Annotated in this window: 21 protein-coding genes and 1 other RNA gene; 11 read left to right on the top strand and 11 right to left on the bottom strand. The window is 62.7% G+C overall.

The features are described 5' to 3' along the window. Positions 1-96: 96 nt before the first annotated feature. The 9 genes from LB557_RS16965 to ffs form a co-directional block, all read right to left on the bottom strand. On the bottom strand, positions 97-1,158 hold the full coding sequence (locus tag LB557_RS16965) for an ABC transporter permease (RefSeq protein WP_015314039.1): 1,062 nt from the start codon (positions 1,156-1,158) through the stop codon (positions 97-99). Between the two features lie 19 nt (positions 1,159-1,177). Further along, positions 1,178-2,821 carry an ABC transporter substrate-binding protein gene (locus tag LB557_RS16970; RefSeq protein WP_140614797.1) on the bottom strand — a complete coding sequence of 548 codons (1,644 nt, stop codon included), beginning with the start codon at positions 2,819-2,821 and terminating at the stop codon, positions 1,178-1,180. 260 nt (positions 2,822-3,081) lie between these two features. Then, positions 3,082-4,359, bottom strand: coding sequence for a lytic murein transglycosylase (locus LB557_RS16975; protein WP_224641399.1), 1,278 nt, complete (start codon positions 4,357-4,359; stop codon positions 3,082-3,084). A 188-nt stretch (positions 4,360-4,547) separates the two neighbouring features. Further along, positions 4,548-5,153: a recombination mediator RecR gene (gene recR / locus LB557_RS16980; protein ID WP_015314042.1), complete on the bottom strand. Its 606-nt coding sequence runs from the start codon at positions 5,151-5,153 to the stop codon at positions 4,548-4,550. A 78-nt stretch (positions 5,154-5,231) separates the two neighbouring features. Beyond that, positions 5,232-6,239, bottom strand: a complete 1,008-nt coding sequence (locus LB557_RS16985) for a cell wall hydrolase (protein WP_224641397.1) — start codon at positions 6,237-6,239, stop codon at positions 5,232-5,234. Positions 6,240-6,490: 251 nt separating this feature from the next. Then, the gene (locus tag LB557_RS16990; RefSeq protein ID WP_140614800.1) at positions 6,491-6,898 is read right to left on the bottom strand and encodes a hypothetical protein; all 408 of its coding nucleotides are present in this window, start codon (positions 6,896-6,898) and stop codon (positions 6,491-6,493) included. Between the two features lie 83 nt (positions 6,899-6,981). Further along, positions 6,982-7,305: a YbaB/EbfC family nucleoid-associated protein gene (locus LB557_RS16995; protein ID WP_015314045.1), complete on the bottom strand. Its 324-nt coding sequence runs from the start codon at positions 7,303-7,305 to the stop codon at positions 6,982-6,984. A gap of 31 nt (positions 7,306-7,336) precedes the next feature. Beyond that, positions 7,337-9,163, bottom strand: a complete 1,827-nt coding sequence (locus tag LB557_RS17000; RefSeq protein ID WP_224641395.1) for a DNA polymerase III subunit gamma/tau — start codon at positions 9,161-9,163, stop codon at positions 7,337-7,339. 104 nt (positions 9,164-9,267) lie between these two features. Then, an RNA gene (gene ffs / locus LB557_RS17005) (signal recognition particle sRNA small type) lies at positions 9,268-9,364 on the bottom strand. 144 nt (positions 9,365-9,508) lie between these two features. Here ffs and LB557_RS17010 point away from each other — a divergent pair. From LB557_RS17010 to LB557_RS17020, 3 genes are read left to right on the top strand one after another with little or no spacing between them, the layout of a single operon-like run. Further along, on the top strand, positions 9,509-9,928 hold the full coding sequence (locus LB557_RS17010; protein ID WP_015314047.1) for an HIT domain-containing protein: 420 nt from the start codon (positions 9,509-9,511) through the stop codon (positions 9,926-9,928). 50 nt (positions 9,929-9,978) lie between these two features. Next, entirely contained in the window at positions 9,979-10,923 is a 945-nt protein-coding gene (gene nudC / locus LB557_RS17015; RefSeq protein ID WP_140714078.1) for an NAD(+) diphosphatase, read from the top strand. Between the two features lie 30 nt (positions 10,924-10,953). Next, positions 10,954-11,253 (top strand): Dabb family protein, encoded by a 300-nt coding sequence (locus LB557_RS17020; RefSeq protein WP_015314049.1) that lies wholly within the window; start codon positions 10,954-10,956, stop codon positions 11,251-11,253. Between the two features lies 1 nt (position 11,254). Here LB557_RS17020 and LB557_RS17025 read toward each other — a convergent pair whose 3' ends face one another. Together LB557_RS17025 and LB557_RS17030 are read right to left on the bottom strand one after the other, a co-directional pair. Next, positions 11,255-12,118, bottom strand: coding sequence for a prephenate dehydratase (locus LB557_RS17025; protein WP_015314050.1), 864 nt, complete (start codon positions 12,116-12,118; stop codon positions 11,255-11,257). Positions 12,119-12,127: 9 nt separating this feature from the next. Next, a complete protein-coding gene (locus LB557_RS17030) occupies positions 12,128-12,856 on the bottom strand; it encodes a 3-deoxy-manno-octulosonate cytidylyltransferase (RefSeq protein WP_224641393.1) in 729 nt (242 codons plus the stop codon). Between the two features lie 192 nt (positions 12,857-13,048). Between LB557_RS17030 and LB557_RS17035 the strand changes: the two genes are divergently transcribed. The 8 genes from LB557_RS17035 (at position 13,049) to LB557_RS17070 (ending at position 22,795) form a co-directional block, all read left to right on the top strand. Next, positions 13,049-13,750, top strand: coding sequence for a c-type cytochrome (locus tag LB557_RS17035; RefSeq protein ID WP_140660620.1), 702 nt, complete (start codon positions 13,049-13,051; stop codon positions 13,748-13,750). 165 nt (positions 13,751-13,915) lie between these two features. Further along, entirely contained in the window at positions 13,916-15,793 is a 1,878-nt protein-coding gene (locus LB557_RS17040; RefSeq protein ID WP_140614807.1) for an extracellular solute-binding protein, read from the top strand. Between the two features lie 14 nt (positions 15,794-15,807). Next, positions 15,808-17,676 carry an extracellular solute-binding protein gene (locus LB557_RS17045; protein ID WP_224641391.1) on the top strand — a complete coding sequence of 623 codons (1,869 nt, stop codon included), beginning with the start codon at positions 15,808-15,810 and terminating at the stop codon, positions 17,674-17,676. After that, positions 17,663-17,956, top strand: a complete 294-nt coding sequence (locus LB557_RS17050; protein WP_224641389.1) for a hypothetical protein — start codon at positions 17,663-17,665, stop codon at positions 17,954-17,956. The genes LB557_RS17045 and LB557_RS17050 overlap by 14 nt, the downstream gene beginning before the upstream one ends. Beyond that, positions 17,956-19,050, top strand: a complete 1,095-nt coding sequence (locus LB557_RS17055) for a microcin C ABC transporter permease YejB (RefSeq protein WP_015314055.1) — start codon at positions 17,956-17,958, stop codon at positions 19,048-19,050. The genes LB557_RS17050 and LB557_RS17055 overlap by 1 nt, the downstream gene beginning before the upstream one ends. Then, a complete protein-coding gene (locus tag LB557_RS17060) occupies positions 19,050-20,195 on the top strand; it encodes an ABC transporter permease (RefSeq protein WP_224641388.1) in 1,146 nt (381 codons plus the stop codon). The genes LB557_RS17055 and LB557_RS17060 overlap by 1 nt, the downstream gene beginning before the upstream one ends. Further along, positions 20,192-21,823, top strand: coding sequence for an ABC transporter ATP-binding protein (locus LB557_RS17065; protein ID WP_015314057.1), 1,632 nt, complete (start codon positions 20,192-20,194; stop codon positions 21,821-21,823). Before LB557_RS17060 ends, LB557_RS17065 begins: the two co-directional genes overlap by 4 nt. Positions 21,824-21,853: 30 nt before the next feature. Then, positions 21,854-22,795: a 2-hydroxyacid dehydrogenase gene (locus LB557_RS17070; protein WP_140723026.1), complete on the top strand. Its 942-nt coding sequence runs from the start codon at positions 21,854-21,856 to the stop codon at positions 22,793-22,795. Positions 22,796-22,901 lie beyond the last annotated feature (106 nt).

Here is a 22,901-nt window from a genome sequence, read left to right on the forward strand (position 1 = left end):
GCGTTTTCCTCTCCCCCGGGCAGGGGGAGAGGTGGCCCGAAGGGCCGGAGTGGGGGTGATTAGCGGCAGCCAAGCCCGAAAGTGCAGTACCTCTACTCATCCTGTCTTCGTCCTCGGGTCGAGCACACGGTAGAGCAGGTCGGACAGAAGATTGATGGCGATGAACACCGAGCCGATGACGATGGTACCGCCGAGAACGGCGTTCATGTCGGCGTTCTGCAGCGAGTTGGTGATGTAGAGGCCGATGCCCGGCCAGGAGAAGACGGTCTCGGTCAGCACCGAGCCCTCGAGCAGCCCGGCATAGGACAACGCGATCACGGTCACCATCGGCACGGCGGCATTGCGCAGCGCGTGGCCCCAGATGATGCGGGTTTCCGACAGGCCCTTGGCGCGCGCGGCGACGACATATTCCTGGGCGAGTTCGTTGAGCATGAACGAGCGCGTCATGCGGCTGATATAGGCCAGCGAGAAATAGCCGAGCAGCGAGGCCGGCAGGATGATGTGACGGAAGGCGTCGTAAAAGACGTCCCACTGTCCCTGCATCGCGGAGTCGAGCAGGTAGAAACCGGTGATCGGCGTGAACGTGTATTCGTAGACGACGTCGAGCCGTGCAGGGAAGGCCACCCATTGCAGCTTCGCGTAGAACAGCACCAGGGCCAGCAGACCCAGCCAGAAGATAGGTACGGAATAGCCGATCAGGCCGATGATGCGCACGACCTGGTCGACGAAGCTGCCGCGTTTGACCGCGGCCAGCACCCCGAGCGGCACACCGAACAGCGCGCCGATCAGTGTCCCGAATGTCGCCAGTTCCGTGGTTGCCGGAAGGGCGCGGCGGATATCGGTCATGACAGGGTTGGTGGTCAGCACCGAGGTGCCGAAATCGCCGCTCAGCGCATGTTTCACATAGATGTAGAACTGCTCGATCAGCGGCAGGTCGAGACCCATCTCGCGGCGCGTGCGCTCCACGACATTGGCGGGTGCCCGGTCGCCGAGAACGGCCAGCACCGGGTCGATCGGGATGACACGGCCAATGAAGAAGGTGACCGCGAGAAGACCAAGATAGGTCGTCACCGCAATGACCAGGAATCGGCCAAGCGAAGATGCAAGGGCTACGGCGCGGGCGCTGCCGCGCCCGCCCTCGTTTTCAATCGCGCTCATGCGGGCGTGTCCGCGAACGCTATTCCTTGGAGACCGGCCCGACGAAGTTGGTGTCGAAGCTCGGACCAAGCGCGAAGCCCTTGAGGTTCTTGCGCAGACCGGCGACTTCCAGCTGCTGGTGGATGACGACGAAGGGGCTGGTGTCGAGGATCTTCTTTTCGAGATCCTTGTACATGTCGGCGCGCTTGCCAGAATCCTTCTCGAGCAGGGCTGCTTCCGTCTGCTTGGTCAGGTCCGGAATGTCCCAGGCATTGCGCCATGCCAGCGTCTTCGACTTGCCAGCATCCGAATTGTCCGGGTTCGAGGCAAAGGTCTGGGCATTGGAGTTCGGATCGAAATAGTCCTGGCCCCACTGGCCGATATAGATGTCGTGGTTGCGGGCACGGTATTTGGTCAGCGTCTGCTTGCCGTCGCCGGGGATGATCTCCAGCTTGATGCCGGCCTGGCCGAGCGTCTGCTGGATGGATTCCGCCATGCCGGTGGTCGGCTGGCCGGTGCGCACGTCCATGGTGACGCTGAAGCCGTCGGGCAGGCCGGCCTTGGCCAGCAGCTCCTTGGCCTTGGCGACATCGAGCTTGAACGGGTTCTCGTCCAGTTCGCCCAGAACGCCCTTGGGCAGGAAGGTCTGGTGGATCTCGCCGATGCCCTTGAGGATGGTCGTGCTCAAGGCATCATAGTCGACCAGGTATTTGAAGGCCTGGCGGACCTCGGGCTTGGCGAGGTTCGGGTTCTTCTGGTTGAGGCTGATGTAGTAGACGGTGCCTTTCGGCGCGCTGGTGGTGGTGAGGTCGGCATTCTTGGCGATGGCGTCGAGGTCGTTCGGCTCGAGGTTGCGGGCAACGTCGATGTCGCCGGCTTCGAGCGCCAGGCGCTGCGCCGAGCTTTCCTTCATGTTGCGGTAGATGACGCGGGCGAGCTTGGCCTTTTCGCCGTAATAATTGTCGTTGCGCTCCATGACGACCGCCTCGTTGGCACGCCATTCACGCAGCTTGTAGACGCCCGAGCCGGCGTAGCCCGTCTTCAGCCAGGCGTTGCCGAAGTCGTTGTCCCATTTGTAGTCGGCGCTCGGCGTCACCGCCGCGACATGTTCCTTGACCAGCTTGGCGTCGACGATGGAAGCGACGGTGGCCGACAGGCAGTTCAGCACGAAACTTGGCGCATAGGCCTTGTCGACGGTGAACTGGAAGGTTGTGTCGTCGACCGCCTTGGCCTTCTCGGTGACGTTGTCGCCGCTGATGCCGAACTGGTCGATGATGAAGGCCGGGCTCTTGTCCAGCTTGACGGCGCGCTCGAACGACCAGGCGACATCGGCGGCGGTGATCGGGTTGCCGGAGGCAAATTTCAGGCCCGGCTTGAGCTTGAACGTATAGGTCAGGCCATCGTCGGAGACGGTCCAGCTTTCGGCGAGATCGGGCTTGACCTTAGAAGTGTCGCTGAGGTCGAGGCGGACAAGAAGATCATAGGTGTTGCCGGTGACTTCGGCGGTCGACAGCTCGAACGCCTCGCCCGGATCCATCGAGATGATGTCGTCGATGGCAAAACCTTCGACAAGCGTATCGGCGGGGGTGACCGCGCCAGCCGGCGCTCCGGCCAGAAGCAGCGCCGACATGGCGGCGCCCGCAAGCAGGATACGGGATCGTAGAGCAAGCTTTTCCATCATCATGATGATTGTTCCCTGTTTTGTTGTTGGTTGACCTGAGTTCCCGGCTCAGGGTTACGGTGTTCTTTCAAGGCTCGACGAGAGCCTCTGCCCCACTAACGTCGTGGTTTTTGTCCAGTTGGTCAACAGCATATCCGGCGGCCCAGCGGTGGGCAACGAGCATTTATGCGACGGTTCATTGGACCAGAATGGCGGGCGGGCGTGTCGACGCATACATCAGCCAATCGAGGCACCGATCGAGAAAAAATCTGCTAAATTCGGAGCTATTTCAGCGCCGCGACGAGGCCGGCATCGGGAAAACAGGTGGCGGCCTGGCCATTCTTTTCCTGCCATCTACCGATCGAGCGGCGGGTCTTGAAGCCAGGCAGGCCGTCGGCGCGGCCGACATCGTAGCCCTTGGCTTCCAAGGCACGCTGCAGGGCGGCGATATCGGAGCGGTGGAGATCGCCGACCGGACCCCAGCCACCGGTAAAATTCTGATCGCCACGGGCGATGCGGTCGGCGCCATGGCCGATGAACAGCGCATAGAGGTCGCTGGTGTTGTATTCCTTCAGCACGTAGAAATTGGGGGTCGCGATGAAGGCCGGACCGCTGCGCCCGGCCGGCATCAGCAGGAAACCTTCCGCCTTCAGCTCGCTTGCCGGGAACGCCTTGCCGCCGACGCGCTCGACGCCCATGGCAGCCCATTGTGCAATCTTTTTGCCTTGGTCCGGGCCCTCCAGCGAACAGGAGACGCTCTGGGGCACCATCACCTCGAAACCCCAGCTGCGTCCCCTCACCCAGCCGTAGTGGACAAGATAATTGGCGATCGAGGCCAGCACATCGGGCGTCGAATTCCAGATGTCGACGCGGCCGTCGCCGTCGAAATCGACGGCATGCTTGAGCAACGAGATCGGCATGAATTGCGGCTGGCCGAGCGCGCCGGCCCAGGACGATTTCATCGCGCCGACCGGCGCCAGCCCACGCTCGACGATTTCCAGCGCCGCCAGCAGTTCTGTGCGGAAGAAATCCTTTTTCGTCGACATGAATGCCTTGGTGCCCAGCACCTCGAAGGCGTCGTAGGGCATCTTCGCCGCGCCGAAGCCGGTTTCGCGGCCCCAGATCGCCAGAAGGATTTCGCCCGGCACGCCATAGCGCTTCTCGATCGAGGCAAGCGTGCGGGCGTTGGCGGCTTCGCGGGCGCGTCCACCTGATGTCACCGCACGAACCGTCTTCTCGGCGAAATAGGCGCCGGGCGATCCGAACTCGGCCTGATGCTGCTTCTGCGGGGTTTTGGGTTTCTCGCCGGGCATGACAAGGTCCGGCAGCTTGAGATTGGGCTTCACGCCGTCGAAGGCGGCGTCGAAGGTGTTTTTGGAAATGCCTTTGGTTTTGGCTTCCGGCCAGAGGTCGTTTTGCAGCCAGGCGCGGAACTGGTCGTCAATGGGGGCGGCGTGGGTGGGGACGGTGAGGACCATCCCCACTAGAGCAGCCAGAAAAAATGCAAGGCTGAATTTGCGAAAGTCGCGTTCCGTCGCACCCCCCTCTGTCCTGCCGGACATCTCCCCCGCAAGGGGGGAGATCGGCTGTCGGCTCGGCTTTCGCCAATCACCAACGTTGAAAGGAGTTCGCCGACGCCGAAGCTGCCAATCTCCCCCCTTGCGGGGGAGATGTCCGGCAGGACAGAGGGGGGTGCCTGGCACAGACAGGTGAATGACGGCCATAGAATGCACCTTCCCCACCAATAACGTTAAAACGCCGTCCTGGACCGCAGTGCCGCGGCCAGCGTGCCTTCGTCGAGATAGTCGAGCTCACCGCCGACCGGCACGCCGTGCGCCAGCCGCGTTATCTTGACCTCGAAACCGGAGAGCTGATCGGTGAGGTAGTGCGCGGTGGTCTGGCCCTCGACCGTCGCGTTGACGGCGAGGATGATTTCCTTGATTTCGCCGCCGGCGACACGATCGATCAGCGAGCGGATGTTGAGCTGGTCCGGGCCGATGCCGTCGAGCGGCGACAGCGTGCCGCCGAGCACATGGTAGCGCACGTTCATCGCCGCCGCCCGCTCCAGCGCCCAGAGATCAGAGACGTCCTCGACGATGATCAGGGTGGCGGCATCGCGGCGTGGGTCCGTGCAGATCATGCAGGGGTCCGAGGTGTCGACATTGCCGCAGGTCGAGCAGATGCGCACCTTGTCGGCGGCCTCGCCCATGGCGGCGGCCAGCGGCGAAAGCAGCTGTTCCTTCTTCTTGATCAGGTGCAGCGCGGCGCGCCTGGCCGAACGGGGGCCAAGCCCCGGCACCTTGGCCAGGAGCTGGATCAGGCGTTCGATCTCGGGACCGGCGATTCGCTTGGACATCGCTCTGATCTAGGATTTTTCAGAGCGCTTTGAAACATCCCCCGTCGACGCACGGTTCGCCATGCTGCCATGCGAGAATTAGTTTGTTTCGAGCGGGCGGCCCTGGCTGACAATCATCGCGCCTATGGCATCGGTGTTTTCAGGCGTCGACTGGAATCCCATCGAGGCTTCCTGTGGAGCGTCCTGGATCGAGGAGATGACCCGTTTGTTCGAGGTTCCGCTGTTCAGGGTTCCGCCGAAACGGGCGGCATCCGGCTCTTCCATCGGCTCCTGCATGGCAACTTCCACCGGCTTCGCCGAGACCCGCGCGGATTTTGCCGTCGGCGCCGCGGCCGCGGTCAGATAGGTCTGCTGCGCGGGGGCGGTACGGACGGGCTCCGGCTTGGCCGCCGGTTCCGCCGCGGCGGTCATGTAGACTTGCTGGGCTGGAGCGTTGCGAACTGATGCCTTGGCCGGGCGCACTGTCTCGATGGATGCGACCCGTGTCGCGGGTACCCCCGGCAACGCCGCCGGCTGCTCGGCCGAGGCAATCATCGGCTCATCCGGCAGCGGCTGCCAGTTGCGGCCGCGCTTCTCGTAGAAGGCGTTGCCGCCGGCAACCATGGTGTAGTGCATGTTCTTGTAGGGGAAGCGCAGGCCGGCGGTGTGGAAATACATCGTGTTCTTGAGCTTGGTCTTGCGCTCGCCCTTGAGCACGGCGTCGGCGGCCTCTTCTACATCGGGCATTGCGCGCGAATTCATCGATCTGGTCATGACGCCCGGCGCGAATTGCCCTGGCTCACCGACCACTTGGCAGATGGTGCTGCCATGGTTGCCCGAGCGCAGCCGGTTCATCACCACCGTGCCGACCGCGATCATGCCGTCGCGGCTCGACCGGTTGGATTCGAAGAACATCGCCCGTTCCAGGCATTCCCTGTCCTTCGGCGTGTGACTGTAGGCGCGCGAACTCAGAAAGCTCGGCGTGATGGCGTCGGTCAGGCTGGCGACGGACATGCCGTGCGAGGTTGTCTGGCTGCAAGCGGCCAAGAAAAGGGGAGACGTAACGACGCCGAGCAACAGCGGCGTCTTCCATCGCATCGCGAACAACAGGTAACCCTCTCACTTCAACGCCCGCCCCCAGGCTGCGGCAAGAATGAGACACTTTCGGGCAAAATGATGGCCAAAACGTTATTAACGGCATACTGTTGCCGAATTGACACAAAATCGAGGCTTTCCAGATAGATCGAGCCATCGTTTCACACGGATGATGACCGCTCTCTCTTCGTTTTGCCGCAATTCCCTTGGGGAAACGCCAAGTGCTTTTCCCGGCAAGACCGCGCCACGCGTTCCAAAACGGCTTATTGCCCGGCGGCGATTGCTGCCGGCCGGCCGGGCTCGATCTCTTCGATCTTCTCTGAAAACAGGCCGCGCCTGAGAAACAGCGCACGCGCCTCCCTGGCCGTCGGCGCGATCTTGCCCGGCCAGTCGCTGTCGATGAACTCGGCCTTGGTGAAATCAGGATTTGTTTCGGAGGCCGCCTCCAGGAATTCGGCGATTTCCAGCACGATCGCGCGTTCGTCCCTTGAAAGCGCCGACGTGCCGGCCTCGATCGACGGCCGATGCACGAAATCCTCGAACAGGTTGAAGTAGCCCTTGATGCCGACGAGATCGACACCGGCGTCGCAATCGGCGAGGATTTCCAGAATCTCGTAGATCCTGTTGCGGATACGCTGCTCGATCAGTCTTTCGGACGGCTCGTCGATCATGGGCGCCGGTCTCAGCTTTCATGCATATCGTTGCCTGCGCACCTCAGGGCCGAGCCCGTGGGCATGCTTTTGGGCGACATGCATCAGAAAGGCAGTTTCATTCCCGGGGGAATGGGCAGGCCGGCGGTCAGCGCCTTGGTCTTTTCCTGCATGATCTGCTCGACCTTGGCCTTGGCGTCATTGTGCGCGGCAAGAATCAAATCCTCGAGGATTTCGACGTCGTCCTCCTTGAACAAGGACGGGTCGATCTTCAGCGACTTGATATCGAATTTTCCGCTCAGCGTGACGCTGACCAGGCCGCCGCCGGCCTGGCCGAGGGCTTCGACCGTCGCAATCTCATCCTGCATGGCCTGGAACTTGGCCTGCATTTCCTTCGCCTTGCCCATCAGGCCGAGAAGATCTTTCATGGTCCGATCCTTTGCGGATTAGTGCTGGATATCAGGGTTCGTCGTCATCGGCCGGCGGCTCGACCGGCATTTCGGCCTCGCTCGCGTCGGCGTCGGGCGTGTCGGGAATGCGCACATCGATGATCTTGGCGCCGGGAAAGCGGGCCAGGATGGAGGCCACGGTCGGGTCGTTCCTGGCATCGAGGAAAGCGTTTTCACGCTTCGTCGATTCCATCTCGGCCAGCGTCTGGCCGCCCTCCTCCTTCGACAGCGACACCAGCCAGTTGCGGCCGGTCCAGGCGCGTAGCTTCGTCGTCAGGTCGTTGAGCAGCATCTTGGGCGCATCGTCGGTCAGGCTTACGTCGATGCGGCCCGGTTCGATGCGCACGAGGCGGATGCAGCTCTTGATCAGCACCTTGAAGGCAATGTCGCGTTTCGCGTCGGCAAGGGCAACGATGTCGGCCAGCGATTTCAGCGGTACGGCTTGCGTCTCCGGCGCCGGCTGCGGGGGCGCGACGAATGCAGTCGGAGTAGGCGTGGCCTCGACCAGCCGCATGGTCTGCGCGCCGCCCGAGCCGCCAGGCATGCGCGCCTGCGCCACGGCGCCGGCGCCATTGCCGGGATTCACGGGGCCGGGGCTCATCGGCGCGCCGTTCGGGCGCGGCGCGGCGCCAGTTGCCGAGGCGCCGCTCTCCAGCGATCTCAGCGCCTCGTCCAATGTCGGGAGGTCGGCGGCATGCGCCAGCCGGATCAACACCATTTCGGCGGCACTGACCGGCCTGTTGGAGGACTGCACCTCGGGAATGCCCTTGAGCAGCATCTGCCAGGTCCGCGACAGCACCCTGACCGACAACGCCCGGGCGAAATCGGCACCGCGCTGACGCTCGTCCTGCGACAGCGAGGCATCGTCCATCGCGGTCGGCACGAAGCGCAGTCTGGTGACGAGATGGTTGAACTCGGCAAGATCGGTGAGCACGGCGGCCGGATCGGCGCCGGTATCGTATTGCGCGCGAAACTCCCCAAGCGCTGCCGCCACATCGCCCTTCATCACATGTTCGAACAGATCGACGATACGGGCGCGGTCGGCCAGGCCAAGCATGGCGCGCACGGCCTCGGCGCCGACCGAGCCGGCGCCATGGGCGATCGCCTGGTCGAGAATGGAGAGCGAATCGCGGGCGGAACCTTCCGCCGCGCGCGCGATCATCGCCAGCGCGTCGTCGTCGACCGAAATGCCTTCCTTGCCGGCGATCGAGGAGAGATGCGAGACGAGCGCGCCGGCGTCGATGCGCCTCAGGTCGAATCGCTGGCAGCGCGAAAGGACGGTGATCGGAACCTTGCGGATCTCGGTGGTGGCGAAGATGAACTTGACGTGCGGCGGCGGCTCTTCCAGCGTCTTCAGCAGGCCATTGAAGGCCTGCGTCGACAGCATGTGCACTTCGTCGATAATGTAGACCTTGTAGCGGGCCGAGACCGGCGCATAGCGCACGCGCTCGATGATGTCCCTGATGTCGTCGATGCCGGTGTGCGAGGCGGCGTCCATCTCGATGACGTCGACATGGCGGCCTTCCATGATCGCCTGGCAGTGCTCGCCAAGCACGGCGAGGTCGACCGAGGGCTGATCCGTGGTGGCGGTTTTATAGTTCAGGGCACGCGCCAAAATGCGCGCGGTGGTGGTCTTGCCGACGCCGCGCACGCCGGTCAGCATCCAGGCCTGGGCAATGCGGCCGGTGGCAAAAGCGTTGGTGAGGGTGCGCACCATCGGCTCCTGGCCGACGAGTTCGGAAAAATTCGACGGACGGTATTTGCGCGCCAGCACGCGGTAGGCGGCGGCCTTGCCCGTCGCCAGACTATCGGGCCCCGAATTTCCGGCTTCGCTCATTCGCCCGTTAAGCTCCAAAATGCCGCGCCCACAGGCGCCGGTTCCTGCGCATAGTCTCGCCCGCGCTGCAATGCGTCGTCAATGTCGCGAGGAGGGCCGATGAGGTGGGAGGCTGGAACAATGACCCGTTCCGGGCTCGTTAGGGCTGCTTCCTTCCGGACCTGACCCGGTTGGCGAGTGGATCGTCCACCACCAACCTCCCGCTGTCCATATCGGCAATTGCGCGACGAAATGCAAGTGCGCAGGCAAATCGGCACCGCGAACCACCAGATTCGCTTGCAGCACCGGTGCAGCCGCTTTAGCGTTCATGGTTTGAGGAAACCAAGAAAAGCAAGGGAAACGCCGATGCTGCCGGGCCTGAAGGCCGGATTCACGCTGGATGCCCGGCTGGAGGCCGACAGCGAGCAATTGATGTGGCTGGGGCTGTGCGAATTGCGGGTGATGAACGACCGCCGTTGGCCATGGCTGCTCCTGGTGCCGCAGCGGCCGGGCGCGGAGGAGATCCACGACATGACGCCGCTCGACCAGGCGATGCTGACCTTCGAGACCAATATGGTGGCGCAGGCGCTGAAGAAGGTGAGCGGCTGTACCAAGATCAACACCGGTGCGCTCGGCAACATCGTGCGCCAACTGCATGTCCACATCATCGCACGGTCCGAGGGCGATCCCGGCTGGCCCGGCCCGGTCTGGGGGCACGGGCTGCGCGAGCCCTATCAGCGTTCCGACCTGCGCCGGTTTGCCGAAACGATAAGGGCAGCGCTATAAGCCTTGCCGTGTCCATCCCAAGCATGTCCATCCCCAACACCAGAGTCCACATGACCTTCCGCCTGTTTGACGCGCCCGTGCGCGAGCCGAGCCAGTTCGTCGGCTTTGCCGGCAACACGATCGACCGGCAATCCGAGAACCGCGCCGACGATTCGGTCGACAAGGCGCTGGCCGACCCGACGACGCGGCTGCTGTTGATGAATGGCGGCAGGCTCCTGCTGAAGCCCGGCGAGGGCGGCCGCCTCGACCCATGGTTCGGCATCGCCGAAAGCGAGCCCTTCAGCCCTTCGGTCGACCAGGGCGTGCTGCTCGGCTTTTCCGAACAGGGGCCGGTGCTGGCGGTGCTGGCGGGCGTCGATGCCGAACAGCTGCCTGAAACCATTAAGGCGATCGATTACCGCTCGGTCTATATGCAAGGGCTGATCGACGAGGCCGCCGCCGGCGCGATGGCGCAGGGCGCCGCCCTGCTTGCCTGGCACGCCAGTCACCGCTTCTGCAGCAAATGCGGCACGCAATCGCAGATGCGGGCCGGCGGCTACAAACGGCATTGCCCCAATTGTGGCACCGAGCATTTTCCGCGCACCGACCCGGTAGCGATCATGCTGACCACGACGCGGGAGAAATGCCTGCTCGGGCGCGGCCGGCATTTCGCGCCGGGCATGTATTCGGCGCTTGCCGGCTTCATCGAGCCGGGCGAGACGATCGAGGCGGCGGTGCGCCGCGAAACGCTGGAGGAGGCGGGCATCCGGCTCGGCCGCGTCGTCTACCACGCCAGCCAGCCCTGGCCGTTCCCCTATTCGCTGATGATCGGATGCTTCGGCGAGCCGCTCAACGAGGACATCCAGGCCGATCTCAACGAACTGGAGGACTGCCGCTGGTTTTTGCGCGACGAGGTGCGCCTGATGCTGGACCGAACGCATCCCGACAATCTGGTCACGCCGCCGAAAGGCGCCATTGCGCACCACCTCATCCGCGCCTGGGTCGACAGCGAATAACGAATATCGAAGTCATTGCAGGAGAGACAAATGATCCGTCACACCGTCGTCTTCACGCTGAAGCACCCACCGCATTCGCTGGAGGAAAAGCGGTTCCTCGTCGACGCCAGGAAAATCCTCTCGGCGATCCGGGGCGTCACGCATTTCGAGCAATTGCGGCAGGTCAGCCCGAAGAACGACTATCAGTTCGGCTTCTCGATGGAGTTCGCCGACCAGGCCGCCTACACCAGGTACAACGACCATCCCGACCATGTCGCCTTCGTGCGCGACCGCTGGGTGCCGGAAGTCGAGACCTTCATGGAGATCGACTACGTGCCGTTGGGCTGGTAGCTCAATCCGCCACCTTCCACTGCTCGCGTGACTCGCTCGCTGGATAGACACCGAGGATCCGCACTTCGCGCGAGAAGAACCGCAGCTCGTCGAGCGCCAGCTTGACCAGCGGATCGTCGGGGTGGCCCTCGATGTCGGCGTAGAACAGCGTCGCCGTGAAGGCGCCGAGCTGGTAGCTTTCGAGCTTGGTCATGTTGATGCCGTTGGTGGCGAAGCCGCCCATGGCCTTGTAGAGCGCGGCCGGCACGTTACGGACGCGAAAGATGAAGGTCGTCATCATCTTGACGTCGGGTGACGGGCGCTCGGCCCATTGCTTGCTTTTGGTCAGGACGACGAAGCGGGTGACGTTGCTGTCGGTGTCCTCGACATTCTCCTCGATGATGTCGAGCCCGTAGAGCGTCGCTGCCAGCGCCGGCGACAACGCGGCCATGGTGCGGTCCTTGACCTCGGAGACCATCTTGGCGGCGCCCGCCGTGTCGCCGGCGACCACTCCCTTCCACCCGTTCTTGCGGATGTATTTGCGGCATTGGCCGAGGGCGTGGATGTGGGTGTGCACGGTCTTGATCTCGTCGCGCCTGACGCCCGGCAGCACCATCAGCTGGAAATGGATCGGCAGGAAATATTCGCCGACGATGTGCAGCTTCGATTCCGGCAGAAGGTGGTGGATGTCGGCGACGCGCCCGGCGATGGTGTTCTCGATCGGGATCATGGCAAGATCGGCCTTGCCGGTCTCCACGGCATTGAACGCGTCCTCGAAGGTCGGGCACGGCAATGGCTCCATAGAGGGATAGACGTTGCGGCTGGCGGTGTCGGAATTGGCGCCGGGCTCGCCCTGGAAGGATATTCTATTGGTCTTTTCAGGCATGCTGATATCTCAGTTGGAAAGGATTTGCCTGGCACGGTCCAGGTCTTCAGGGGTGTCGACACCAAGCGGCAGCGACTGCACGATCTCGGCATCGATGCGCATGCCGGCTTCCAGGGCCCGCAGCTGCTCCAGCCGCTCGCGGCGCTCAAGCGGCGACGGCTTCAGCGCGACGAAACGCTCGAGTGCCGCGCGTCGATAGGCGTATAGGCCGACGTGGTGATAGAGCGGCCCCTCACCCCAGGGTGCCGTGGCGCGGGTGAAGTAAAGCGCCCGCAACCGCGTGCCGGTGAGCGGCGACCCGACGATCTTGACGACGTTAGGATTGGTCTTTTCCCCCTCGCGGACGATCTCGACGCCGAGCGTGGCGATATCCACCAAGGGGTCGTCGAACGGCCTGAGCGAAGCGGCGATGATGCCGGGATCGATGGTCGGCAGGTCGCCCTGCACATTGACGATCGTTTCGACTTCGCCCCGGGGATCGAGTGCCAACAGTGCCTCGTGGATGCGATCCGAACCCGACTCATGATCCATGCGCGTCATCACCGCCTCGAAACCATGCGCCCGCACCGCTTCGGCCACGCTTTGCGTGTCGGTCGCCACCACCACACGACCAAGCCCGGCCTCGGCGGCGCGGCGCGCTACGTGGACGATCATCGGGGCGCCGGATATGTCGGCCAGCGGCTTGCCCGGGAGCCGGGTCGAGGCCATGCGGGCGGGGATCAGGATCAAGGTTGACATCGGTCTGGCAAGGCGTTCGAAACGAGGAGGGGAAAGTGGCAAAAGGTCTCACTGGAAGCGCCCTTATAGGTGTTGCAACGCCCGAGCAAAAGACCTAGTTTCCGCCCGATTTGACCGGCTCTGGAGGGCAGGTCTCGATACCGACGGACGGAGTGGACGGATCGGTCCGCCGGAAAAGGGAGCAAGGGGCGTATGGATTCCAACGAAGTCAACAAGCTGCTCGCCGGATTGCTCGGAACCATTTTCGTGGTCTTCTCGGTCGGCATCGTGTCGGACGCGCTGTTTGCCTCGCCCGCTCCGGAAAAGCCCGGCTTCGCCATCGAGGCCGCCGAGCCCGCCGAGGGCGGCCCCGCCGGGCCGGCAGCAGCCGAAAAGCCGATCGCAGATCTTCTGGCCAGCGCAAGTGTCGAACAGGGCGCCGCCATCTTCAAGAAATGCCAGGCCTGCCACTCCGGCGAGAAGGGCGGCCCCAACAAGGTCGGCCCGGATTTGTGGGATCTCATCGACCGCCCCGTCGCCGCGCATGAGGGCTTCGCCTATTCGGCCGGCATGAAGGAGTTTTCCAAGGGCGGCGCCGAGAAGTGGACCTACGACAACATCAACCACTTCATCACCTCGCCGAAGAAATTCGTGAAAGGCACGGCGATGGGCTTCGCCGGCCTGCCCAAGGAAGAGGACCGCGCCAACGTCATCGCCTATCTGCGCACGCTGTCGGACAATCCCAAGCCGCTGCCCGCGCCGGGCGCTGCCGCCGACGCGACGGCGCCGGCCAAGCCGGCTGAAGGTGCCGCACCGGCCAAGCCGGCCGAAGGGGCTGCTCCCGCCAAGCCGGCGGCACCTGCGGCTCCCGCCGCACCAGCTCCGGCCGCCCCAGCACCGGCGCCTGCTCAATAACCCAAATATCGTCTCGACGACCTTGAAAAAGCCGGGTTCAGCCCGGCTTTTTCGTTAGGAAAATCGCATATGCGGCGACAAAGCCGCGCATGGCGGTTTTCACGCGCGACAAATCATCTAGATTGCCTTTCTGGATGATGGCACGCATCGCGAAGAGGACAGTGGATGACGCTTGGCCGGGTGCTTCTCAAATCATTGCTGGCGGCGGCCCTGCTGGCCGCGGGGTTGCAGGCGGCCCTGGCCGACGAGTGGCGCACGACATCATCGCTGATCGGCGAATCCAAATATGGCGACAACTTCCAGCACTATGATTACGTCAATCCGAACGCGCCCAAAGGCGGCACGCTGAATTCGGTGGTGCTGGGCACTTTCGACAGCTTCAATCCCTATATCGTGCAGGGTTCGCCGGCCGCCGGCCTGGTCGGCTTCGGCGGCGGCCTGCTCTATGACACGCTGATGGAGCAGGCGACCGATGAGGGCAGCGTCAGCCATCCTCTGATCGCCGACGCCTACAAATTCCCGGCCGACTATTCCTCGGCGACTTACCGGCTCGACCCCCGCGCCAAATGGCATGACGATCAGCCGATCACCGTCGACGACGTGATCTGGTCGTTCCAGATGCTGAAGGCGAACAGCCCGCAATACAGCCGTTATTTCGAGAACGTCACCGATGCGGTGGCGATCTCCGACCGCGAGGTCGAGTTCCATTTCAACCAGAAGGGCAACCGCGAACTGCCGAAGATCCTTGGGGATCTCGCCGTGCTGCCGAAGCATTGGTGGGAAGGCACGGACGCCAATGGCAAGAAGCGCGACGTCACCAGGCCGACGCTGGAAATTCCGCTCGGTTCGGCTGCCTACAAGATCGCCAGCTTCAAGCCGGGCTCGGAGATCGTCTGGCAGCGCGTGCCCGACTACTGGGCGGCCAAGCTGCCGGTGAAGATCGGCCGCGAGAATTTCAACACGCGCCGATACACCTACATTCTCGACGACAATGCCGCCTGGCTTGCCTTCACCAAGGGTGGGCTGGAAGACATCAACCGCGAATACAGCTCCCGCAAATGGGCTACAGCCTATAATTTCCCGGCCATTCAGGCTGGCGACGTCATCAAGAAGGACTTCCAGACCCGGTCGCCGCAGCCGATGCAGGGCTTTGTGCTAAATCAGAGGCGGCCGCTGTTCCAGGACCGACTGGTCCGCGAGGCATTGACCATACCCTTCGATTTCGAGAGCATGAATCGCACCTTGTTCTTCGGCTTCAACACACGCACATCGAGCTATTTCCAAGGTACCGAACTGGCGTCCAGCGGATTGCCGCAGGGCAAGGAACTGGAAATCCTGGAAAAGTATCGCGACAAGCTGCCGCCAGAACTCTTCTCTCAGGAGTTCAAGCTGCCCGTCTACGACTCGCCGCAAGCGGAACGAAAGTATCTGAAGCAGGCCGTCGATCTCTTCGCCAAGGCCGGATGGATCATCAAGGGCGGCAAGATGCTCAACGCCAAGACAGGCGCACCGTTCAAGTTCGAGATCCTCGGCTGGAACGACACAGACCAGGTGATCGCCAGCCCCTACATCGCCAACCTGCGCAAGATCGGCGTCGACGCTACCCTGCGTATCATCGACCAGACGCAGTATATCAACCGCGTCAACAATTTCGATTTCGATGTCGTGACGGGTCTGTTCGGCCAGTCGGAGTCGCCCGGCAACGAGCAGCGCGATTTCTGGAGTTCCAAGGCCGCCGATGCGCCTGGTTCGCGCAACCTGATGGGTATCAAGGATCCAGTCGTCGACGCGCTTGTCGATCGCATCATCTTCGCCACCGATCGCGATGATCTCGTCGCCGCCACCCACGCACTCGACCGCATCCTGCTGTGGAACTTCTACGTCGTGCCGCAATATTACCGTTCAGCGGTATGGCTGGCCTATTGGAACAAGTTCAAGTTCCCCGACAAACAGCCTGCCTATGTCGGCGCCGACATCGATTCATGGTGGATCGACCCGGACAAGGAAAAAACGCTGGCGGCCAAATACAAGGGCGGCAATTGATGGGGCGGCAATTGATGGCGGCCCTGCCCCGCCGCGATTTCCTGGCTTTGGGTGGCGCTACCGCTGCAGCAGCGCTGATGCCGGGCAAAGCCTTTGCAAACGTTGCGACCGGCACCAAGCTGCACGGCCTTTCCGCCTTCGGCGACCTCAAATACAAGCCTGATTTCCCGCATTTCGACTATGTCAAAGTCGATGCGCCCAAGGGCGGCATCTTCAATTTCTCGCCGCCGAATTGGGGTTACAACCAGGATACGCAGACTTTCAACACGCTGAACTCCTTCGCCAACAAGGGCGATGCGCCGCCACGCATGGAGATGTGTTTCGACGCGCTGATGGTGCGGGCGCTCGATGAACCCGACGCGGTATATGGCCAGATCGCGGATGGCGTGACGCTCTCCGACGACCGCAATGGCTTCACCTTCTCGCTTCGACCCGAGACGCGTTTCCATGACGGCACGCCGCTGACGGCGCAGGATGCTGCCTTCACCTTCAAGCTCTACAAGGAGAAGGGCCATCCCGACCTATCGCTGTCGCTGACGCACATGATCGATGCCGTTGCCGTCGATGACCGCACACTGCGGCTTACTTTTTCCGGCAAGCAATCCGCCCGGACCGTGCTCAACGTGGTGGAATTCCCGATCCTGTCCAAGGCCTTCTACACGGCAAATCCCTTCGATTCCTCGCAATTGAACCCGCCGCTCGGGTCCGGCGCCTACAAGGTCGGGCGTTTCTCGGCCGGCGCATGGATCGAGTACGATCGGGTGGCGGACTATTGGGGTCGTGACCTCGCGTTCAATCGCGGACAGAACAATTTCGATCGTATCCGCATCGAGTTCTACCAGAACCGCAACGCCGGATTCGAAGCCTTCAAGAAAGGTGAGATCACTTATCGCGAGGAATTCGTGTCACGCGTTTGGGCCACCGCCTATGACTTCCCTGCAATGACCGCGGGCAAAGTGGCCAAGCATGAATTCCCGGCCGAAAAGCGACCCTCGATGCAGGCCACCGCGGTCAATCAGCGGCGAGAGCAGTTTCGCGACCCTAGGGTGAGGCGGGCGCTGGCGCTATGTTTCGATTTCGAGTGGACGCGCCGCAACTTCTTCTACGGCTCGTACGAGCGTTCGCAATCCTGCTTCGAGAAATCGGACTTTCGCGCCGAAGGGACACCGTCGCCGCAAGAACTGGCTCTGCTGGAGCCGCTGCGAAGCCAGTTGCCGGCAGAGGTCTTCGGCGAGGCAGTGACCCAGCCCGCGTCCGACGGCTCCGGTCGCGACCGCAAGCTGCTTGGCCAAGCGGCAAAACTTCTGTCCGCCGCCGGGTGGAAGCGATCAGGCGACTTTGTCGTTAACGACAAGGGAGGCCGGCTTTCAGCCGAGTTCATGGTCGATGACGACACCTTCGTCCAGGTCTATTCGCCCTGGGTCGCCAACATGAAGGCGATCGGCATCGACGCCACGATACGGTTGGTGGATTCGGCGCAATACCAGTCCAGGCAGGCGAGTTTCGACTTCGACCTCTTGTCTGCTGCTTTTTCGTTCAGCGCGACGCCGACTCGGGATGATCTCGAAGTCTTCTTCCATTCGAGCACCGTCGGCGTCTCCGGCTCCCGCAACTTGCCGGGTATCTCCGATCCCGCTGTCGACACGCTGATCAATGCCGTGGGCGCGGCAAAGGACCGTGAAAACCTGACCGTGGCGATGCGGGCGCTCGACCGGGTCTTGCGTGCGCGATGCGATTGGATTCCTAGTTGGTTCCTGGCGAATCACCGCGTCGCCTATTGGGACATGTTCGGCTTTGTCGAGCAAAAGCCCGATTACGGCTTTCCGGTCGAGACGCTGTGGTGGTTCGATAAGGGCAAGGCGGCAAAAATTGGCAAAGGCTGAATATCTTGCGGGTGTTGGCGCTGCCCCTCACCTGCCTGCCGGCATCCTCTCCCCGTATAGTGACGGGGAGAAGGGCGCTCTCATCGATAGTTTCGTCAACTGCAAGCGTTGCAATAAAAGCGCCGAGATCGCGGCCAGCCCCTTTCTCCCCGTTACTATACGGGGAGAAATGTCCGGCAGGACAATGAGGGGCGGCGCCCGCGCCGACAATTGGCCTGAAGCGATTGCCTTGGGGGTGTTGCCGGACGCGGTGGCTCTCCTCGAGGAGGATAACACCTGATGGGCGCCTATATACTGCGTCGCATCCTTTTGATGATCCCGACCCTGTTCGGCATCATGGCGATATCGTTCGCCGTTATCCAGTTCGCGCCTGGCGGGCCGGTCGAGCAGGTCATCGCCAAACTGACCAACCAGGGCGGCAGCGACCGCCTCGGCGGTGGTGGCGGCGATGCAGGCGGCTCCAATTTCGATGTCGCCGGCGATGTGAGCTCGAAATATCGCGGCGCCCAGGGCCTGGATCCGGAATTCATCAAGAAGCTGGAGAAGCAGTTCGGTTTCGACAAGCCGCCGCTCGAGCGCTTCGGCATGATGCTGTGGAATTATGCCAGGTTCGATTTCGGCAACAGCTATTTCCGCGATATCTCGGTGCTCGACCTGATCCTGGAAAAGATGCCCGTATCGATTTCGATCGGGCTCTGGATCACCTTGTTGTCCTATCTGATCTCGATCCCGCTCGGCATTCGCAAGGCGGTGAAGGACGGCACGCCCTTCGACGTCTGGACCAGTGGGGTCGTCATCGTCGGCTATGCCATTCCAGGCTTCCTGTTCGGCATCCTTTTGATGGTGCTGTTCGCTGGCGGCTCGTTCTGGGACTGGTTCCCGTTGCGCGGCATCGTCTCGGACAATTGGGACCAATTGTCGTGGCCGGCCAAGATCGTCGATTATTTCTGGCACATGACGCTGCCGCTGACGGCGCTGGTGTTGTCGGCCTTCGCAACGACCACGCTTTTGACCAAGAACTCCTTCCTGGAGGAAATCCGCAAGCAGTATGTGGTGACGGCGCGCGCCAAGGGCCTGTCGGAACGGCAGGTGCTTTATGGCCACGTTTTTCGCAACGCCATGCTGATCGTCATCGCCGGCTTCCCGGGTGCCTTCATCTCGGCCTTCTTCACGGGATCGCTGCTGATCGAGAACATCTTTTCGCTCGACGGGCTCGGCCTGCTCGGCTTCCGGTCGGTGGTCGAGCGCGACTATCCCGTGGTGTTCGCCAACCTTTATATCTTCTCGCTGCTTGGCCTCTTCGTCGGGCTCCTGTCCGACCTGATGTACACCTGGGTCGATCCGCGCATCGATTTCGAGCGGAGAGACATCTGATGTCGGAGGCAAGCGTGACCGCCGGTGTCTTGCCGGAGCGGCTCCCACGGCCGTTCCTGTCGCCGCTCAACAAGCGCCGCCTGCAGAATTTCAAAGCCAACCGCCGCGGCTACTGGTCGCTGTGGATTTTCCTCGTCCTGTTCGTGCTGTCGCTGTTTGCCGAATTCATCGCCAACGACAAACCGATCATCGCTTCCTACAAGGGCGAGATCCTTTTCCCGATGATGGTTGCGTATCCCGAGGAAAAATTCGGCGGCTTCTATGCCGTCACCGATTACCGCGACCCGGTTATCCAGGACGAGATCAACGCCCATGGCTGGATGATCTGGCCGCCGATCCGCTATTCCTACCAGACCGTCAACAACGCCATTCCGGAAGCAGCACCGGCCAAGCCATCATGGGAATATGACGCCAAGACGCGCTGCAACCAATATCCACGAGGAGCCGATGACCCGGCCTGCAATGTCGGCAACTGGAACTGGTTCGGCACCGACGACCAGGCGCGCGACGTGCTGGCGCGCGTCATTTACGGCTTCCGCATTTCGGTGCTGTTCGGCCTAATCCTGACCGCTGGTTCGGCGCTGATCGGCGTAGGCGCCGGTGCCTTGCAGGGCTATTTCGGCGGCTGGACGGATCTGCTGTTCCAGCGCTTCATCGAGATCTGGTCGGCCATTCCCGTGCTCTATCTGCTGCTCATCGTCGCGGCCATCCTGCCGCCGGGCTTCTTCATCCTGCTCGGCCTGATGCTGTTGTTTTCCTGGGTGGCGCTGGTCGGGGTGGTGCGGGCGGAGTTCCTGCGCGCCCGCAACTTCGAATATGTCAACGCGGCGCGCGCGCTCGGCGTGCCCAACCGCACCATCATGTTCCGGCATCTGCTGCCCAACGCCATGGTGGCGACATTGACCTTCCTGCCCTTTTTGCTGAGCGGCTCGATCTCGACGCTGACCTCGCTAGACTATCTCGGCTTCGGCCTGCCGCCCGGCTCCGCCTCGCTCGGTGAACTGCTCAAGCAGGCGCAGCGCAATCTCAACGCGCCCTGGCTCGGCATTTCCGGCTTCGTCGTCATCTCGCTGATGCTGTCGCTGCTGGTATTTGTCGGCGAGGCGACGCGCGACGCCTTCGATCCGCGCAAGACGTTCAAATGAGCGATGCTCCCTTGCTCAGCGTGCAGGACCTCAGCGTCGCCTTCAGCCAGGGCGGCGGCCAGTCAGTCGCCGTCGACCACATTTCGTTCGACATCGCCAGGGGCGAGACGGTGGCGCTGGTCGGCGAATCCGGCTCCGGCAAATCGGTCTCGGCGCTGTCGGTGCTGAAGCTGCTGCCCTATCCCAGCGCCAGCCACCCCTCAGGCAAGATCCTGTTTCAGGGTGCCGACCTGCTCGCCATGAGCGAGAAGCAATTGCGCCAGGTGCGCGGCAACAAGATCACCATGATCTTCCAGGAGCCGATGACCTCGCTCAATCCGTTGCACACGATCGAGCACCAGATCGTCGAAATCCTGAAGCTGCATCAAGGCATGGGCGACCGTCCGGCCAAGGCGCGCACGTTGGCCCTGCTCAACGAGGTCGGCATCCGCGATCCGCAGAAGCGTCTGGACGCCTATCCGCATCAGCTGTCCGGCGGCCAGCGCCAGCGCGTCATGATCGCCATGGCGCTCGCCAACGAGCCGGAACTGTTAATCGCGGACGAGCCGACAACCGCGCTCGACGTCACGGTGCAGGCACAGATCCTCGAACTGCTCGCGGGCCTCAAAAGCCGCAAGGGCATGTCGATGCTGTTCATCACCCATGACCTCGGCATCGTGCGCAAGATCGCCGACCGGGTCTGCGTGATGACCAAGGGCAAGATCGTCGAGACCGGACCGACCAAGGACATCTTCGCCAACCCGCAGCACCCCTATACGCGCCATCTTCTGGCCGCCGAGCCGAAAGGCAAGCCGCCGGCCGCCAATGCCGACGCCAAGCCTGTCATGACCGGCAAGGACATCAAGGTGTGGTTTCCGATCAAGCAGGGGTTCTTCCGACGCACGATCGATCATGTGAAGGCGGTCGACGGCATCGACGTCACCGTGCGCGCCGGCCAGACGCTGGGCGTGGTCGGCGAATCCGGTTCGGGCAAGACGACGCTCGGCCTGGCGCTGGCGCGCATGATCTCGTCGACCGGGACGATCCAGTTCAACGGCCGCGACATCAACCAGCTCACCTTCAACGCGATGCGACCGCTCAGGCGCGAATTGCAGATCGTCTTCCAGGATCCGTTCGGCTCGCTCAGCCCGCGCATGTCGATCGCCGAGATCATCGAGGAAGGGCTTAAGATCCACGAGCCAAAGCTGTCGCCCGACGAGCGCGACGACAAGGTGGCCGCCGTGCTGAAGGAAGTCGGGCTCGATCCGGCGACCCGCAACCGCTATCCGCACGAGTTTTCCGGCGGCCAGCGCCAACGTGTCGCCATCGCCCGCGCCATGGTGCTCAACCCGCGCTTCGTCATGCTGGACGAGCCGACATCGGCGCTCGACATGAGCGTGCAGGCACAGGTCGTCGATCTGCTGCGCAATTTGCAGGCCAAGCACGACCTCGCCTATCTTTTCATCAGCCACGACCTCAAGGTCATCCGGGCGCTGGCCAACGACGTCATCGTCATGCGCAACGGCCAGATCGTCGAAGCCGGCCCTTCCGAACAGATTTTTGGAAATCCGCAAACCGACTATACTCGGGCTCTGATCTCGGCCGCTTTCAAGATCGAGACAGCGCCGACAGGCGTGGTCAGCGAGTGATCCGCACAAGGAAGGACTGAACGAACCGCGATGGAAAAAGGCCGCATCCTGCTTGCCGTCACCGGCTTTCATCCGCAGCGCTGGCGCGACCTGCTGTCGGCCGAACGCGAGGTGGTGCTGGAACCGGATGGAGCCGAGGATCCCTCGATCACCTATGCGGTGGTGTGGAAGCAGAAGCCGAATTTGATGTCGTCGCTGCCCAATCTGCGCGCCATCTTCTCGATCGGCGCCGGCGTCGACCATATCTTCGCCGATCCCGGCCTGCCCGACGTGCCGATTGTCAAGGTCGTCGCCGACAACCTCACCCAGTACATGACCGAGTACGTCGTCTGGCGGGTGCTCGATCACCATCGCCAGGGCCTGCTCTACCGGTCGCAGCAGCCAAAGAAGATCTGGCACGAGCCGCAGCAGAGGCCGGCCGGTGACATTTCCGTCGGCATCATGGGACTTGGCAGTCTCGGCCGCGCGGCAGCCTCGGCGCTGCTGTCGCTGGGCTTTGCGGTCAATGGCTGGTCGCGCACGGACCGGCCAATGGAAGGGGTGGCGACGTATAGCGGCGAGGCCGGGCTGATCCCGTTCCTCAACGCCACCGATATTCTGGTCGTGCTTTTGCCGCTGACGCCGGACACGCAAGGCATCGTCAACTACGGCGTGCTGAAGGAATTGAGGAAACGCAACGGCCTCGGCGGCTCGGTGCTGATCAATGCCGGACGCGGCCGCCTGCAGAAGGACGCCGACATCGTGCGCGCGCTGGATGACGGCACGCTGAAGGAGGCGAGCCTCGACGTGTTCGAGGTGGAACCACTGCCGAAGACCAGCCCGTTGTGGAACCACCCGAAGGTGTTCGTGACGCCGCATGCCGCGGCGACTTCCGATCCAGCCCATCTGGCGCCGCTCATGCTGCGCCAGATGGACGCTTTCGAACGCGGCGAAAGGCTCGACAATCTGGTGGACCGCAAAGCAGGATACTAGAGCGGTTCAGCGTTTTATGGAATCGCCGACCCGCTCTAATTCTTTGTTTTTACGCAATTCCGGACGGAAAACCGCTACGCACTTTTCCTGGAATTGCTCTAGCCAG

It is taken from the genome of Mesorhizobium sp. BR115XR7A, from assembly GCF_020165315.1.
Classification (GTDB): Bacteria; Pseudomonadota; Alphaproteobacteria; order Rhizobiales; family Rhizobiaceae; genus Mesorhizobium; species Mesorhizobium australicum.

What these genes read in the sequence shown, in the direction of transcription:
- LB557_RS16975 (WP_224641399.1), bottom strand. Translation starts at nt 4,359, where the DNA reads ATGTCCGGCAGGACAGAGGGGGGTGCGACGGAACGCGACTTTCGCAAA.
- LB557_RS17030 (WP_224641393.1), bottom strand. Translation starts at nt 12,856, where the DNA reads ATGTCAACCTTGATCCTGATCCCCGCCCGCATGGCCTCGACCCGGCTC.
- LB557_RS17025 (WP_015314050.1), bottom strand. Translation starts at nt 12,118, where the DNA reads ATGCCTGAAAAGACCAATAGAATATCCTTCCAGGGCGAGCCCGGCGCC.
- LB557_RS17010 (WP_015314047.1), top strand. Translation starts at nt 9,509, where the DNA reads ATGCTGCCGGGCCTGAAGGCCGGATTCACGCTGGATGCCCGGCTGGAG.
- LB557_RS16990 (WP_140614800.1), bottom strand. Translation starts at nt 6,898, where the DNA reads ATGATCGACGAGCCGTCCGAAAGACTGATCGAGCAGCGTATCCGCAAC.
- LB557_RS17055 (WP_015314055.1), top strand. Translation starts at nt 17,956, where the DNA reads ATGGGCGCCTATATACTGCGTCGCATCCTTTTGATGATCCCGACCCTG.
- nudC (WP_140714078.1), top strand. Translation starts at nt 9,979, where the DNA reads ATGACCTTCCGCCTGTTTGACGCGCCCGTGCGCGAGCCGAGCCAGTTC.
- LB557_RS17070 (WP_140723026.1), top strand. Translation starts at nt 21,854, where the DNA reads ATGGAAAAAGGCCGCATCCTGCTTGCCGTCACCGGCTTTCATCCGCAG.
- LB557_RS17035 (WP_140660620.1), top strand. Translation starts at nt 13,049, where the DNA reads ATGGATTCCAACGAAGTCAACAAGCTGCTCGCCGGATTGCTCGGAACC.
- LB557_RS17000 (WP_224641395.1), bottom strand. Translation starts at nt 9,163, where the DNA reads ATGAGCGAAGCCGGAAATTCGGGGCCCGATAGTCTGGCGACGGGCAAG.
- LB557_RS17065 (WP_015314057.1), top strand. Translation starts at nt 20,192, where the DNA reads ATGAGCGATGCTCCCTTGCTCAGCGTGCAGGACCTCAGCGTCGCCTTC.
- LB557_RS16995 (WP_015314045.1), bottom strand. Translation starts at nt 7,305, where the DNA reads ATGAAAGATCTTCTCGGCCTGATGGGCAAGGCGAAGGAAATGCAGGCC.
- recR (WP_015314042.1), bottom strand. Translation starts at nt 5,153, where the DNA reads ATGTCCAAGCGAATCGCCGGTCCCGAGATCGAACGCCTGATCCAGCTC.
- LB557_RS17060 (WP_224641388.1), top strand. Translation starts at nt 19,050, where the DNA reads ATGTCGGAGGCAAGCGTGACCGCCGGTGTCTTGCCGGAGCGGCTCCCA.
- LB557_RS17040 (WP_140614807.1), top strand. Translation starts at nt 13,916, where the DNA reads ATGACGCTTGGCCGGGTGCTTCTCAAATCATTGCTGGCGGCGGCCCTG.
- LB557_RS16970 (WP_140614797.1), bottom strand. Translation starts at nt 2,821, where the DNA reads ATGATGATGGAAAAGCTTGCTCTACGATCCCGTATCCTGCTTGCGGGC.
- LB557_RS16965 (WP_015314039.1), bottom strand. Translation starts at nt 1,158, where the DNA reads ATGAGCGCGATTGAAAACGAGGGCGGGCGCGGCAGCGCCCGCGCCGTA.
- LB557_RS17020 (WP_015314049.1), top strand. Translation starts at nt 10,954, where the DNA reads ATGATCCGTCACACCGTCGTCTTCACGCTGAAGCACCCACCGCATTCG.
- LB557_RS17045 (WP_224641391.1), top strand. Translation starts at nt 15,808, where the DNA reads ATGGCGGCCCTGCCCCGCCGCGATTTCCTGGCTTTGGGTGGCGCTACC.